This is a genomic window from Aquimarina megaterium XH134 (assembly GCF_000520975.1).
Lineage (GTDB): Bacteria > Bacteroidota > Bacteroidia > Flavobacteriales > Flavobacteriaceae > Aquimarina > Aquimarina megaterium.
Map to the genome: position 1 here is coordinate 21,631 of NZ_JACB01000064.1, position 15,021 is coordinate 36,651.

The 15,021-nt window shown below is 32.6% G+C and carries 12 protein-coding genes; 7 read left to right on the forward strand and 5 right to left on the reverse strand.

Annotation, left to right across the window (positions count from 1 at the left end; translation table 11 throughout):
• Positions 1–61 precede the first annotated feature (61 nt).
• A complete protein-coding gene (locus Z053_RS0125585; RefSeq protein WP_025667804.1) occupies positions 62–928 on the reverse strand; it encodes an AraC family transcriptional regulator in 867 nt (288 codons plus the stop codon).
• A gap of 84 nt (positions 929–1,012) precedes the next feature.
• On the opposite strand from Z053_RS0125585, the gene Z053_RS29350 reads away from it, so the two are divergent.
• Positions 1,013–1,735, forward strand: a complete 723-nt coding sequence (locus tag Z053_RS29350) for a phytanoyl-CoA dioxygenase family protein (RefSeq protein WP_025667805.1) — start codon at positions 1,013–1,015, stop codon at positions 1,733–1,735.
• A 17-nt stretch (positions 1,736–1,752) separates the two neighbouring features.
• On the opposite strand, the gene Z053_RS0125595 is transcribed toward Z053_RS29350, so the two are convergent.
• The gene (locus Z053_RS0125595) at positions 1,753–2,373 is read right to left on the reverse strand and encodes an L-threonylcarbamoyladenylate synthase (RefSeq protein ID WP_025667806.1); all 621 of its coding nucleotides are present in this window, start codon (positions 2,371–2,373) and stop codon (positions 1,753–1,755) included.
• 75 nt (positions 2,374–2,448) lie between these two features.
• A complete protein-coding gene (locus Z053_RS0125600; RefSeq protein ID WP_025667807.1) occupies positions 2,449–4,779 on the reverse strand; it encodes an ATP-dependent helicase in 2,331 nt (776 codons plus the stop codon).
• A 428-nt stretch (positions 4,780–5,207) separates the two neighbouring features.
• On the opposite strand from Z053_RS0125600, the gene Z053_RS0125605 reads away from it, so the two are divergent.
• From Z053_RS0125605 to Z053_RS0125625, 5 genes are all read left to right on the forward strand, one after another.
• Positions 5,208–5,495, forward strand: a complete 288-nt coding sequence (locus tag Z053_RS0125605) for a hypothetical protein (RefSeq protein ID WP_051473707.1) — start codon at positions 5,208–5,210, stop codon at positions 5,493–5,495.
• Between the two features lie 269 nt (positions 5,496–5,764).
• Positions 5,765–8,140 (forward strand): PKD domain-containing protein, encoded by a 2,376-nt coding sequence (locus tag Z053_RS32100; protein WP_025667808.1) that lies wholly within the window; start codon positions 5,765–5,767, stop codon positions 8,138–8,140.
• Between the two features lie 137 nt (positions 8,141–8,277).
• On the forward strand, positions 8,278–8,817 hold the full coding sequence (locus Z053_RS0125615; RefSeq protein ID WP_025667809.1) for a DsrE family protein: 540 nt from the start codon (positions 8,278–8,280) through the stop codon (positions 8,815–8,817).
• 140 nt (positions 8,818–8,957) lie between these two features.
• The gene (locus Z053_RS0125620; protein WP_370540764.1) at positions 8,958–10,211 is read left to right on the forward strand and encodes an amidohydrolase; all 1,254 of its coding nucleotides are present in this window, start codon (positions 8,958–8,960) and stop codon (positions 10,209–10,211) included.
• Between the two features lie 10 nt (positions 10,212–10,221).
• Positions 10,222–11,784 (forward strand): FMN-binding glutamate synthase family protein, encoded by a 1,563-nt coding sequence (locus tag Z053_RS0125625; protein WP_025667811.1) that lies wholly within the window; start codon positions 10,222–10,224, stop codon positions 11,782–11,784.
• 50 nt (positions 11,785–11,834) lie between these two features.
• Here Z053_RS0125625 and Z053_RS0125630 read toward each other — a convergent pair whose 3' ends face one another.
• Together Z053_RS0125630 and Z053_RS0125635 are read right to left on the reverse strand one after the other, a co-directional pair.
• Positions 11,835–12,926: a trypsin-like peptidase domain-containing protein gene (locus Z053_RS0125630; RefSeq protein WP_035096876.1), complete on the reverse strand. Its 1,092-nt coding sequence runs from the start codon at positions 12,924–12,926 to the stop codon at positions 11,835–11,837.
• 19 nt (positions 12,927–12,945) lie between these two features.
• Positions 12,946–14,103, reverse strand: coding sequence for a type III secretion system chaperone family protein (locus tag Z053_RS0125635; protein WP_035096878.1), 1,158 nt, complete (start codon positions 14,101–14,103; stop codon positions 12,946–12,948).
• A gap of 379 nt (positions 14,104–14,482) precedes the next feature.
• Between Z053_RS0125635 and Z053_RS0125640 the strand changes: the two genes are divergently transcribed.
• Positions 14,483–15,001 carry a DUF7935 family protein gene (locus Z053_RS0125640; RefSeq protein ID WP_025667814.1) on the forward strand — a complete coding sequence of 173 codons (519 nt, stop codon included), beginning with the start codon at positions 14,483–14,485 and terminating at the stop codon, positions 14,999–15,001.
• The last annotated feature ends 20 nt before the right edge of the window (positions 15,002–15,021 follow it).

The following is a 15,021-nucleotide window of genomic DNA, read 5'->3' on the forward strand; positions in this document are numbered from 1 at the left end:
CAATTCATACTTTATACCAATTATAGATTAGTTGTCTAAAGAGGTATTACTAAATCAAAAACTATGCTTTATTACTTTGTATAGAAATATAGGTTTTTGGAGTATGCCCCGTAAACTTTTTAAAAGTAGTTGAAAAATATTGTGATGAACTAAATCCTAAGTCAAAAGCTACCATAGTAATACTATCTTTCTTCAATAAATCAACTTTTGACTGCTCGATTTTTAACCTATTTATATATTCTTTAGGCGGAATACCCTTGATGTTTTTAAACCAAAATTTAAAATATCCCTCAGAAACGTTACAAATACTTGCTAGTTCATCAACATAGATGATACGGTGTAAATTATTCAAAATATAAGTATCGATATCATTTAATCTTTTTAAAGGAGGACTATCTTGTTTTCTCTTTGAAAGGATCAATATTTCTAATATAGCCTGAACAATAAGTTGATTTATGGTAATTTCTGATAAAATAGTACTACTTGATTTCAGTTCATTTAAAAGTTTTTCGAGGATAAATTTGATCTGAAATGCTCCCTTAAAAACCTGTTCTGAAGTTTTCTCTAACTCTTTTAGAAGGTATTTTGAATGCTCTTCTGATAAATTACATAATCTATCTCGCTTATCAGAACAATTGATTTGTAGCCAGAATAGCTCTCCTTTATCCTCAGGATATTCGCCAGTACCATGTTCTTTATTAGGAGGAATAATAAGAATATCATTGCCGTGCAACTGAAATAATTCTTCACCAATTACATAATGTTGCTCTCCCTTAATGCAAAAACATAGCTCTATAGCATTGCGATGTTCATGTATCGGTAATTGGGGTTGTGCTTTAGAATATTTATAATATCCAAACTGCAAACAACCATTAATACCATAATCTGGTAAAAAATGTACTATACGTTCTTCTGCATTTATATTCATTTTGTATAAAAAAATAAGGTAGTACAAATTTAGAAGATTTATTAAGATGTTTTATTCATCTTTGGATAAAATCAATACTATAAAATGGACACTATAAAAAATGAATTTTTAACTAACGGGTATACCAAAATAGATCAACTTTTTGATAACACAGAAGCCGAAAAATTATTAGAGATCTACAATGGTGTATTGAATGATAAGGAAAAAACAACACACTTAAGAAGTGATTTGGCAGGATTGGATGAAACTAGTAAAGCAATTGAACGGATCACCCAGATCATGAGGCCAAGTTTGGTAATACCAAAAATACTAGATCATATCGCATATAAAAAGGCATTACACTACGCAAAAAAATTACTGGGAGATGATATGGAATTAGATTTTGACATGCTTATTAATAAAGCACCTCGTACTAATACTCCAACCCCATGGCATCAAGATGCTGCTTATTGGATAAATTTGCCCGATAAAAGAGCTGTAAGTTGTTGGATTGCTTTAGATAATGTGTATGAGAGTAATGGTTGTATGTGGTTTCTTCCGGTACCAGATCAACACATATTAAAACATAACAATTTACCAAATGGAGGAGCTTTATATTGTGATACTGATACAACTAATGCGATACCTGTTCCTTTACAGGTTGGCGGATGTACTTTTCATGATGGTTTTACACTACATTATAGCAAAGGAAACACTACAAATAGTCAACGAAGAGCTTTAATACTAAATTTTAGACCAAAAGAAATGATAAAATTAGAACGAAACCAGGGAATAGACCATACTGGTGTAAGAAAGCAACGTTCATAAAAAGCTTTTTATCTAAGCTAGATAATATCAATACTCCCCTTACCCTCTCTAAGTAATATTGGCTCTCCGCTGGTAAGGTCAATAACTGTAGATGGTATATTATCACCATATCCACCGTCGATCACCATATCCACCAGATTATCCCATTTTTCTAATATCAATTCTGGGTCTGTAGTATATTCTATTACTTCATCTTCATCATATATCGAAGTAGATACAATAGGATTTCCTAATTCTTCTACGATAGTTGTGCAAATGGTATTATCAGGAACACGAATACCAACCGTTTTTCTTTTTTTAAAAACCGTAGGTAAATTATTACTCCCCGGAAGAATATAGGTATATGGTCCCGGAAGTGTTCTTTTTAATAATTTAAATGTTGCATTATCAATTTGCCTTACATAATCAGAAAGGTTACTTAAATCTTTACATATAAAAGAAAAGTTAGCTTTTGCTAGTTTTACACCTTTGATCTGTGCAATTCGTTCCAAAGCTCTATTATTTGTAATATCACACCCTAAGCCATATACCGTATCTGTAGGATAAATAACCAATCCTCCATTACGTAAACAATTAACTACTTGTTGTATTTCACGTGGGTTTGGGTTTTCATTGTATAATTTTATGAACTCTGCCATATAAAGTGATTGTAAATAAAGATACTATAAAATACAGTATAAAAAACTAATCCTTAGCTTAAGCAATTAGCAATATTATAAAATCTTCAACTTTGCAAAACGAAGCAATAACTTTTTAATCCCTCCCTTTTCAAAATGAATTTCGGCTTTCTTATCTTGTCCAACTCCTTCAATTTTAATAATTTTTCCTTTACCAAATCGCATATGTTCAACTGCCGTCCCTGGTATAAGATCATTATCAAAGAGATTTGTATTAGATGATACATCGGTCGTGTCACTAGATGTAGGTCTAAGTTTTCTTAGTTTACGTAATTGTTCTTCTGTAGGTTTATGTGCTAATGGTGGTGACCCGGAAACCGGTTTTTTAAGTCTTAGTTTACTCTTATCGACTTCTCCAAAAATATCAGAATCAATTAATGGTTTATATCGATAACTTTCTATCGGTGTAATATATTCTAAAAATTGCTCATCTATTTCTTCAATAAATCGACTAGGTTCGGCATCTACCAGTTTACCCCATCGATAACGAGATTGAGTATAGGTGAGATACGCTTGTTTTTCTGCTCGTGTCAATGCTACGTAAAACAGGCGCCGTTCTTCCTCGAGCTCGCTTCGAGTATTCATACTCATTCCAGATGGAAAAAGATCTTCTTCCATTCCTACGATATACACATATGGAAACTCTAGACCTTTTGCCAAATGAATAGTCATCAATGCTACTCTATCATCATCTCCTGTATCCTGATCCAGATCTGTGGCCAAAGCTACATCTTCCAAAAATTCTGCTAATGCCCCTCTTACATCCGCTACTTCTTTCTGTCCTTCTACAAAATCACGTATACCATTAAGCAATTCTTCTATGTTTTCGATCCTGGCAATACCTTCTGGAGTACCATCTTTTTTAAGTTCTTGTAGCAATCCTGTTTTTTTAGCCACCATTTCTGCTAACACAAATGCATCAGAAGTCTCATTAGTGATTTGAAAACTTTTGATCATGTTAATAAAGTTTTCTAATCGAGTTTTAGTACCACTATTAATCTTTAAATTAATACGATCTAAATTTTCGATCACCTCAAAAATAGAACGATCATAGTGATTTGCTGCAACTATCAGTTTATCTACGGTTGTTGCACCAATTCCTCTGGCTGGATAATTAATTACTCGCTTTAAAGCCTCCTCATCTTTAGGATTAATTACTAATCGTAAATACGCCAATACATCTTTAATTTCCTTTCTCTGATAAAAAGAAAGTCCTCCATAGATTCTATATTTTATGTCTCGTTTACGTAACGCGTCTTCTATAGCCCTGGATTGTGCATTGGTCCTGTACAATACTGCAAATTGCCCATTACCTAACTGATGTTGCATTTGGTTTTCAAAAATCGAACTCGCAACATATCGACCTTCATCTCCATCTGTTAATAATCGATTTACAATTATCTTAGGTCCGTCATCATTAGCAGTCCAAACTACTTTATCCAGTTTGGTTTTGTTTTTATCTATAATAGAGTTTGCTGCTTCTACAATATTTTTAGTAGATCTATAATTTTGTTCTAATCGATATTGCTGTACATTATCATAATCTCTTTGGAAATTAAGAATATTATTAATATTCGCTCCACGGAAAGCATAAATACTCTGCGCATCATCTCCTACCACACAAATATTCTGAAACTTATCAGATAATGCTCTTACTATAAGATATTGAGAATGATTTGTATCCTGATACTCGTCTACCAAGATGTATCTAAATCGGTTTTGGTATTTAGCAAGTACTTCGGGAAAACGGTTCAATAACTCATTCGTTTTTAATAAAAGATCATCAAAATCCATCGCACCAGCCTTAAAACAACGATCTACATAATGCTCATAAATCTCTCCTAACCTAGGGCGTTTTGCCATAGCATCGGCTTCTACCAGTTCTGCATTCTGAAAATATGCTTTTACAGTTATTAAACTGTTTTTATATGAAGAAATACGGGAGTATACCTGTTTATATTTATAGATATCCTTATCGAGTCCCATTTCTTTGATTATAGAAGCTACTAATCGCTGGGAATCCTGAGTATCATAAATTGTAAAATTAGACGGGTAACCTAATTTATCAGCCTCAAACCTTAATATTTTTGCAAATATTGAATGAAACGTACCCATCCAAAGATTTTTAGCCTCGCTTGAACCAACAATACTTGCGATACGCTTTTTCATTTCGCGGGCCGCTTTGTTAGTAAACGTTAAGGATAGTATATTAAAAGAATCTACCCCCTTATGCATCAAATAAGCAATACGATATGTAAGTACTCTCGTTTTACCCGAGCCAGCACCCGCAATAACAATCATAGGACCATCTACCTGAAGTACAGGCGCTCTTTGTGCATCATTTAATTCTGCTAAATATTCTTCCAAAGTAACATTATATTTAAAGGCGAAATTTAAGGAAAGAACTACGGTTATGGAAACGTACTTTGCATTTTTTGTAAACAAATCATAGTCAATAACTTTTATCGAACACCAATATCTTTTCAACATTGATTAATTATCATGTATATCGTTAACAATCAATTGGTAAATGAAAAATGAATTTCACCTAATATCTTATAATTAACAGCGATATATAATACAATATCTATTATTCATTAGAATTAAAACACAAATGAAATTAGTATCTATCTAACTAAGATTATCAACAATAAGAATTCTTACAAGTTGATATCTTTTTAATAAAAAATATAGATTAAATGCATTTTTTTAGGATAAAATGTACTATATTTAGCAGAAACGAAAAGTAAACACTAGTTTTTATTAAAATAAAAATTCAACCAAACTCAGCACTTATGGCCCCAAACATGAATGTACAAATGGTACAAAAAGAGCAAATTAAATTTTTAAAATTCCCCAAAGAAGATGTTTTAAATAAAAGAAAAGATCAAATAGATCGATTCTTAGAATTACAAAGAGCTCTCTCTTTAGGAAATCTAGAACATCATAAAGTAAGAATTGTCTTCGTAGATGATAAAGGTTTAAAAAGAGTAGAAACTACTATATGGGGAATAACGGATAAAGAAGTTATTTTAAAACAGTCTACAATCATTCCGTTAGAAAGAATCATAAGCATTTCATAATTATGTATTATGTATAGACGCCACTATTTCTAAATCTAGATATACAGTTAATTTTTAGCATTCTAAATTTAGATCCCGAAAATGGTATATACGTATTTTGAATATAGAAATACGTGTATGCTGTTTTTATTTTACCTAAATGCATAGATATTATAGCTTTATCCTATTGATATTTTTGATCTATATTACGCCTTATTATACTAAAACTAAGAATATTTAGTTGTAGTAGAAATTGCAGTCGAAATAATTACTTAATAATCAAACTCAACATGAAAAGAAAATCAGTACAGTATTTTCTTCTTATTATAATGATAATAGGAGGATATAATACTTACGGTCAGTCTGATAAATCATACCTCATATCAGATAATCAACAAAATTTTATAAATGACCTGATTAACCCAAAAAAAAGTAGGTCTTCAGTAATTAAAATTGCTAATAACCAGTCTTTTTCTTTTAAACTTAATGTTCAAAATCAGACTGATCAGGATCTTACATTAATAGGTACTGTTAATAATCATTCATTATCTTCATTTTCTTTTACCAAAACGAACAATTCGTTAAAAGGAAATATCATACTTCATGATTTAAAAAAAGCATATACTTTATATTCTGAATCCAATGGTCAGGTATTTGTAAAAGAAACCGATATCAATACAATTCTTTGTGTAGATTTTGAAAAAGCAAACACAAAAGACATTGACCCCGGAGCTACATTTTCAAAAGCAGCGCCTCAATTAGAAAGCCTTCCGGGAGCACCTGGTATTATTTATCTTGATTTTGATGGAGAATTAGTTTCTAACACAAGTTGGCTTGGTGGTGCTACAATTGATGCACAATCTCCTAATTTCTCTGACGAAAAAATAATCAAAGTTTGGAAAATCATGGCCGAAGATTTTCGTCCATTTAATCTAAACGTTACTACCAGAAGAGATCTTTTTGATGCAGCTCCCAGAAATCGTAGAATGATGTGCATTTTTACGACTACAAAAGATGCTGCTCCAGATTCTGGAGGAGTTGCTTACTTAAATTCGTTTTCGTCGAATAGCAATAACCCTTGCTGGGTTTATAATTTAGGAACAAGATCTGCTGGAGAGACAGGATCTCATGAAGTCGGCCATACGTTGGGACTATCACATGATGGCAAACCAGGTACAACATACTACTCAGGACATGGAGAATGGAGCCCAATTATGGGATGGAGTGCTAGTAGAACATTAGGGCATTGGAGTAGCGGAGAATATCCCGATGCAACAAATACTCAGGATGATATCGCAATCATTTCAAATAATAGAAACGGTGTTGGTTTTCAAAATGATGACCATGGTAATACCTTCAATGAAGCTACTGCACTTAAAGTAGCTCCTTCTGGGGCAGTAAGTGCCGATCAAAATTTTGGACTAATTAGTACTAGAGATGATAAAGATGTTTTCTCCTTTGCAGTAGAAACCGGAAATGTATCCCTGACTTTTGATCCCGATCCCGATTATCCCAATCTAAACATCCAGGTAAGAATTCTAAATGAACTTGGCCAGGAAGTAGCACTTTCTGATCCAAACGGACTTACAGCATCGATTAATCAAAACCTTACAGAAGGAATTTATTATATTGAGATTGACGGTGTGGGTGAAGGAACATTAGCCAATGGGTATTCTGATTACTCTTCGTTGGGTAATTATTCTATATCGGGTAATTATATACCCGGAGACGATAAACAACCTCCATTATCAGATTTCGAAGCAACTACAAACTGTTCGGTAGTAGAATTTCAAAGCACTTCTACCAATAGAATAAGTTCTTATTTATGGAATTTTGGAGATGGTCAAACATCTACAGAACAAAACCCAACACATACTTATGCAACTAATGGAAACTATACTGTATCCCTTACGACAACCAATGATTCTGGAAATAACATTAAAGAAAAATCAGATTTTATTTCTATAAATCTTCCTAATCTCCCTGTTGTAACAAATCAAAATGTTTGTGCTGGGGAATCTGTAACTATAACTATATCAGGAAATAGCGAATATAAGTGGTATACCACTGCAACCGGAGGTACCAGTATCGCATCTGGATTATCCTTTGAGACTCCTGCACTAGACGCTACTCAGGCCTATTACATAGAAGGAGCTATTGGTAACTGTACTACAACAACAAGAACAGAAGTAAAAGCAATTGTATCAGAAAACCCAGAAGAACCAGCGATAGCGGTAAATCAAAACCATATGCTATTTGTACCATCTCAATTTTCTTCTTACCAATGGTATTATAAAGGCGAACCTATTAACGATGCCAATCAAGCAGAATATTTACCCACAGAAGTAGGAGAACATACTATAAAAGTATTTAACGAAGCTGGTTGCAGTATAACTTCTAAAGCATTTGAAGTTGATCAATCCTTACTTAATTTGGGTCAGGAGAACAAAACATTTACCTACTACCCCAACCCGGTTAATGATGATGAAATATTACATATAGATGGCATAACGATAAATGATCATTCTGTAAGAATTGTTAACATACAAGGGCAAGTACTAATTGATACTACACCTACTCCCGAAATGGATATATCAGAACTTTCTCATGGGTTATATATCATTTTAATTAATAACAAACCTCTTGGTAAATTTGTAAGACAATAGACCTATAAATAATAAGAATTATTAAAGCATATCTTCATTAGTTTGGGGGATATGCTTTTTTTGCATAAAAAATCAAAATAATATTTTAACTTTCCGTTAATAGATTTTTGAATATCTTTAGAAGCAAAAATTAAAGCTTGAAAAACAGAATAGCATCCTACATTTTTATTTTATTTCCTTTTTTTATTTTTTCTCAACAAAAATCTAAAGAAGGTAAAATAATAACTGAATACGGTAAAACCTATACAGTTAGTGAACCGGATTTTAAAACTAAAATACAGCATGATTTAAAAGTTGTATTTGATGTTGGAAGAACGTTTAAAGACAGCTCAAAAGTAAATCCTCTTTTTAATACTGCTGCAAGATATCTTAATATGCATGCCGATGCTGGTGTACCACTCGAAAAGTTAAAGGTTGCATTAGTAATTCATGGTTCGGCAGCAAATGATATTGTAAACAATACAAAGTATAAAGCCAAATACCATATTGATAACCCCAATGCTCCACTTCTTTCTGCTTTAGCAAAAAAAGGAGTGCAATTAATTTTGTGTGGGCAGACTGCTGCATATCGGGATATTTCTAAAGACGATACGCTACCCGAAATACAGATTGCATTATCTGCAATGACAGCATTGGTACAACTACAAAACGAAAACTACAGACTTATTAATTTTTAAACTTAATGAAACTAATATGATCATAACCCTCATATCACAACATGATTATTTTAATCGCCTTAGGTTATCTGTGACCCTCTTTTAAACACTAAAACAAGCGCATGAAAACACAACCATCATCTCTTTTATTTATTTTTTTAATGATCTTTTGTTCCATACAGGCGCAACAAATTGATCCAGATATTAATACTGCTGCAGAAAAAATAGAATCCAAAGTAATTGAATGGAGACGAGATTTCCATCAAAACCCAGAGCTTTCTAATCGAGAATTTGAAACTGCCAAGAAAATTGCAAAACACCTAAAAAGTCTTGGTTTAGAAGTAACCGAAAATGTTGCTAAAACTGGTGTAGTAGCTCTTCTTAAAGGAGAAAAAGAAGGAAAAACTGTAGCACTAAGAGCAGATATTGATGCATTACCAGTAACCGAACGAGTAGATATACCTTTTAAATCTGTTGTAAAGACTACTTTTCTGGACACCGAAGTTGGCGTTAGTCATGCTTGTGGTCATGATACCCATACTTCTATATTAATGGGAGTAGCAGAAATCCTAACAAAACATAAAGATAAAATAAATGGTACGGTTAAATTTATATTTCAACCGGCAGAAGAAGGACCACCACCGGGAGAAGAAGGTGGTGCCAAATTAATGATCAAAGAGGGAGTTTTAAAAAACCCAGATGTAGATGCAATTTTTGGTTTGCATATCAATTCAGGAACAGAGGTTGGAAAAATTCGTTACAAACCGGGAGGAACCATGGCTGCAGTAGAACGATTTGTTATTAATGTAAAAGGAAAACAAACGCATGGTTCGGCTCCTTGGACAGGAGTAGATCCTATCCTGATTTCGGCCAAAATTGTTGATGGTTTACAAACTATTATAAGTAGAGAATCTCCTCTGGTAAATGAAGCTGCAGTAATCACGGTAGGTAAAATTACTAGTGGTGTACGATTTAATATTATTCCTGAAAGTGCTGAAATGATTGGTACTGTACGAACTTTAGATCCAAAAATGAGATCCCTTATTATTCGTCGTATGAATGAAATGGTGCCTGCTATTGCCAAAGCATATGGTGGCGAAGCTATTATTAAGTTTCAAAATAATACTTCTATAACATACAATGATCCCGAACTTGTAAAAAAAATGTTACCAACTATTGAAGGTATTGCTGGTAAAGAAAATGTTATCCTATCAAAGGCTACTACAGGAGGAGAGGATTTTTCTTATTTTCAGGAAGTAGTACCGGGGTTTTATTTCTTTTTAGGAGGAAAAACACCTGGAACCAATAAAGCCGCTTCTCATCATACACCTGATTTTTTTATAGACGAAAGCGGGTTAATATTAGGAGTTAAAGTAATGTCACAATTAACTATTGATTATCTTAATGCGCAATAGATAAAATAAAATGGAAAGTGTATTTAATTTTTTAGGTTCAATATCCTGGTGGATGTGGATCATTATTGCGCTTGTACTAGTTGCAATTCGCGATGTATTTTTTAATAGAAGACATACAGTAAGCCATAATTTCCCTGTTATAGGTCATCTAAGGTATTTGTTAGAAAGTATAGGTCCAGAGATAAGGCAGTATTTTGTTGCTAATAATAGAGAAGAACTTCCATTTAATAGAATTGAAAGAGGTTGGGTATATGCTTCTTCTAAAAATGAAAACAATTATGAAGGTTTTGGTACAGATAGAGATATTTATTTGCATCAGCATATTTTTGTAAAAAACTGTATGATCCCATATAAGATGGAGAAGGATCACCCCAATAGAAAAGATAAATCTTTTCTTCCTTGCGCAAAGGTGATGGGTTTATACAACCAACGAGAAAAACCTTATCGACCTGGATCTGTTATTAATGTTTCTGCAATGAGTTTCGGATCCCTTTCTGCACGAGCTATAGAATCTCTTAATATAGGCGTACAAAAAGGGAATGCCTATCATAATACAGGAGAAGGTGGACTTTCGCCTTATCATAGTAATGGTGGTGATGTTATTTTTCATTTTGGAACAGGATATTTTGGGGTGCGCGATGAGAATGGTAATTTTTCAATGAAAAAAATGAAAGATCTGGTAACCCGAAACCCTTTTATTCGAGCTATTGAGATCAAATTATCACAAGGAGCAAAACCTGGAAAAGGAGGTGTATTACCTGGCGCTAAGATTACTCCTGAAATTGCAAAAATAAGAGGTGTAGAAGTGGGTAAAGATGTATTATCTCCTTCTGCACATAAAGCCTTTTCTGATGTCCCAGAACTATTGCAACTTATTGAGGATATTGCCAAAGAGACGGGGCTTCCTGTGGGGATTAAAGCTGCAATTGGTAAAACAGAACAATGGGAACTCCTTGCAGAACTAATGGTAAAAACCAATAGAGGTCCGGATTTTATTACTATTGATGGTGGTGAAGGTGGTACTGGAGCTGCACCACCAAGCTTTGCTGATCATGTGTCTCTTCCCTGGGTATATGGATTTACAGCGATTTATAAAATTTTTCAAAAACATAATCTTACAGATCGAGTAGTTTTTATTGGTAGTGGCAAACTAGGTTTTCCTGCAAAAGCAGCAATGGCCTTTGCCATGGGTGTCGATTGCATCAATGTTGCTCGTGAAGCTATGATGAGTATTGGTTGTATCCAGGCACAAATATGTCATACTAATCGATGTCCCAGCGGAATAGCTACTCAGAGCAAATGGTTACAGAAAGGAATTGATATCCCATTAAAATCTGATCGTTTGGCACAGTATTTTAAAACATTTAGAAAAGAATTTACAGAGATCACTCATGCTGCTGGATATGAGCATCCTTGTCAGTTTACAATGCAAGATGTGGATCTTAATGTTGATGATGGAGAACTCACCAAAACATTAGAAGATTCGTTTAAATATGCAAAAACTCCTGTTGAATATACCTGTGCTAAAGATTTAAAAGAATGTACATACCTTGGTGGTTTTAACCAAAAATAGAATTCTTTTATCATCTAAACTAATACAAACCAGAAAATAACATTAGATGATTAACTTACTTTTTTAGCATATGTACTCATAGTACACCCATATTCCTCTACAAAGAAATCATCAAGATCATCGGCTTTTAATGCGAGTTCCTTTATTTTTAATTTAATATCATTTTTGGTAGCTTCATCCTGAAATATATCGGTGATACTAATTCTATAAGATATAAAAATAGTATTCTTATATACCCCTAATGAAAATTGTCCTTGGTCACTAGAAATTAAATATTCATATAACTTTTCAAGGTTTTGTTTTGGTAAATTATTTAAAGGAGAAGTTAGATAGAGATACTCTCTATTCATTACAAAAATCCTAATTTGAGAACTTCCTTGATGAAATTCCCAAAACTCTTGGCCCGTTCTTGTTAAAACAGGATTAATATCTAATTGTTTCAAAGAATCTTCAATAAAATTTGAAAATTCGTTGAGTTCCAATTCATCAAATACATCCTTAGATAATGTTGCCCCACAATTATTACAGTAATCTTGTGCGACATATGTGAGACCAGAACAAGATGAGCACTGTAGGGAAAACTTAAATTCAGGGTTATTTTCAATACTTTCGATAGCCTGCTCAATTTCAGAAATCGGAATCGCAAACCCCATATTATCTGCATTATTGAATTTTGAAGAATTAATACCTGCCAATCTTCCATCCTGCGTCACTAATGGGCCTCCACTATTCCCAGGGTTTATTGCTGCATCTGTTTGCACAAAATACCTCCCGTTCATATGTTGCTCTGGATTCGAAACAATACCTTCTGTAATAGTAAATGGCATTCCGAATGGATACCCAAGAGCAAATACTTTTTCTTGCCTGGTAAGTTCTAAAGAATTATCTACAGAAAAACCATGATCTATATTCAACTCCCCTTCTACTTTGAGTATTGCAATATCAATATCTGGATTTGTCATAATAACTTTTGCCAGCATTCTGTTATGATGATCATCTTCGACAGCGACCTCTTTACAACCGCTAATAACATGATGATTAGTAAGAATAATATTTTTACTTTTTATATAAAAGCCACTCCCCGTACCTCTTGAGGTAAGTATTTTAAATGTTGCTTCTTTTAAAGAATCTAAATTGCTCATAATTTTTTTCATTTATAATCTAACCAAATAACTTAGAAAAGAATCCTTTCTTAGGAGTCGAAGTTTGTACTGCTTTACCATTTAAAATACTTTCCATCCCATTAAACAGTGATATCGCTGATGCCTCCCACTCCTTACCAGCTGCATTTTTAAGTGAATTCACCATTTTTAAATTTATATCTTCTGGGATGTTGTTATAATAGTAAAAATCATAAAAAGCAACAAGTAGTGTTAATGTCGCTGCTGTATATTGTTTATTCTGAATTTCCTTTTTTGCATTTTCATAAGGTCGTTCCCAGCTTTGTTTTATATGCTCTAATTCACTTCGCATCTTAGTGGGAACGAATGATTCTGAAATATAGAAATCTGCTAAAAGTTCTTCTTTATTTTTATTTTTCAATGTATCCAAAAACTTTTTTCCTCTCTGAATTCGATTTTGCATATCATCTTGCGAATACAAATCATTTACTTGATTTTCGATATCTGTTCTCAACTTACCATGAGGAGCCATGAGATAATCTATACGTTTTAATGTAATATTAATAATATCCCAATTATAGTACCCCACCCTGGTCTGATCAAAGTATTCTATATATTGGTCTGCTTCTTTTAAATAAGAATTGATTTTTTCCCAAATCGTATCCAAAACTTCCTGACTATAATTCTCAATATGTGGATCATGTAATTGTTCTACATCAAACAAACTAATAAATTCATCATCAAAGTTATCTGCATTATGGCATATTTCTTTTAAAACATAATATATTTTTAAAGGCTCACAAAGGTGTAAAGGAGTGCTATATAAAAAATTAAGCTGATCATTATCTAGCTTGATTTGCGATAAATTAAGGGGAGAAAAATTAACCTCAGCAATTTTTCTATATAGTGGGATTTTTTGATTTTCACCTACTTTTAGAAAAGGTGCTTTAACATTAAAATGTGTATCTGTAATACTAATTTCTACAATTATAGAGCCATGAGGTATCTTAAAATAGGTTTCATCTGCATTGCCATATTTTTTTCTAATATCTAAATCCAGATAATCAAACAAGTTTAAAACAACATCTTTGTATCGTTTTTGATTATATGCTTCCTTGGTGTCATCCCATTTTGAAACGGTAATCTTAGTATCTAAAGATGACATAAGGGTCTCGTCAAAACTTAAAGTTTCCTTCATAAGAACAGATTAATAATTAATATTTATGTTATTCTCCCATTAGTAAAGAGTGCAACAAGTCTCTATTTTCTAAGAATTTAAATGTAAACAAAAAAACAAACCTAACAAAAGAGTCAAGAAAGCTTTATTTTTTTCTAAAAAGACATTGATATATGAAAATTTGCTGTACTCTTTCTTACGGAACAAACTTAGAATTTATCTTTAGCATACACATCCCTATTTTCAGTGAAAAAAATGCCTTTTGATTTATTTGTTTCAGGAAGCAAAGTATAAATTTTATGGAAAAAATAAATTTATTGTAAATCTAGATAGATAAATCAAAAAAGTTTGATTTATTTGTCTAGAGATAGTAATCTACACTTATATTTAATAACAACATATGGAATCCAAAATAGTTGATCTTCTTTTTAATATTATTCCTGCAGTGATTGTAGGGGTTATTTCATTCTATTTTTTTAGTCTTCATACTCGTAATGAAGAAAAACGTCGTAGATTTCTTTTGCATAGAGAACATCAAAAGCAATCGTTACCACTTAGGCTTCAAGCATATGAACGTATGGTTTTATTTTTAGAAAGAATTTCACCTGGTAATCTATTAACAAGAATAGCTCCGGTTGCAGAAGACAAAAAAAGCTATGAGTCTTTATTAATTCATACAATTGATCAGGAATTTGAACATAATCTTACCCAACAGATCTATGTTTCTGATGAATGCTGGAATACACTTAAGGCATCTAAAAATGCAACTATCGCTTTAATTAGAAAAACCGCACTAAAAGAAGACGTAGATTCGGCCATTAAGATGAGAGAAGTAATTCTTACAGAGCTTATAGAGAAAGGTGCTCCTAGTGATACTGCAATTGCAATTATCAAAGAAGAAATTGGTGATTTGTTTTAAAAATTTGTCTTATTTAAGAA

Bases quoted from the DNA above. Each gene is read 5' to 3' on its own strand.
- Z053_RS0125640 (WP_025667814.1), top strand. From the start codon at position 14,483: ATGGAATCCAAAATAGTTGATCTTCTTTTTAATATTATTCCTGCAGTG.
- Z053_RS0125585 (WP_025667804.1), bottom strand. From the start codon at position 928: ATGAATATAAATGCAGAAGAACGTATAGTACATTTTTTACCAGATTAT.
- Z053_RS0125635 (WP_035096878.1), bottom strand. From the start codon at position 14,103: ATGAAGGAAACTTTAAGTTTTGACGAGACCCTTATGTCATCTTTAGAT.
- Z053_RS0125605 (WP_051473707.1), top strand. From the start codon at position 5,208: ATGGCCCCAAACATGAATGTACAAATGGTACAAAAAGAGCAAATTAAA.
- Z053_RS29350 (WP_025667805.1), top strand. From the start codon at position 1,013: ATGGACACTATAAAAAATGAATTTTTAACTAACGGGTATACCAAAATA.
- Z053_RS0125625 (WP_025667811.1), top strand. From the start codon at position 10,222: ATGGAAAGTGTATTTAATTTTTTAGGTTCAATATCCTGGTGGATGTGG.
- Z053_RS0125620 (WP_370540764.1), top strand. From the start codon at position 8,958: ATGATCTTTTGTTCCATACAGGCGCAACAAATTGATCCAGATATTAAT.
- Z053_RS0125595 (WP_025667806.1), bottom strand. From the start codon at position 2,373: ATGGCAGAGTTCATAAAATTATACAATGAAAACCCAAACCCACGTGAA.
- Z053_RS32100 (WP_025667808.1), top strand. From the start codon at position 5,765: ATGAAAAGAAAATCAGTACAGTATTTTCTTCTTATTATAATGATAATA.
- Z053_RS0125630 (WP_035096876.1), bottom strand. From the start codon at position 12,926: ATGAGCAATTTAGATTCTTTAAAAGAAGCAACATTTAAAATACTTACC.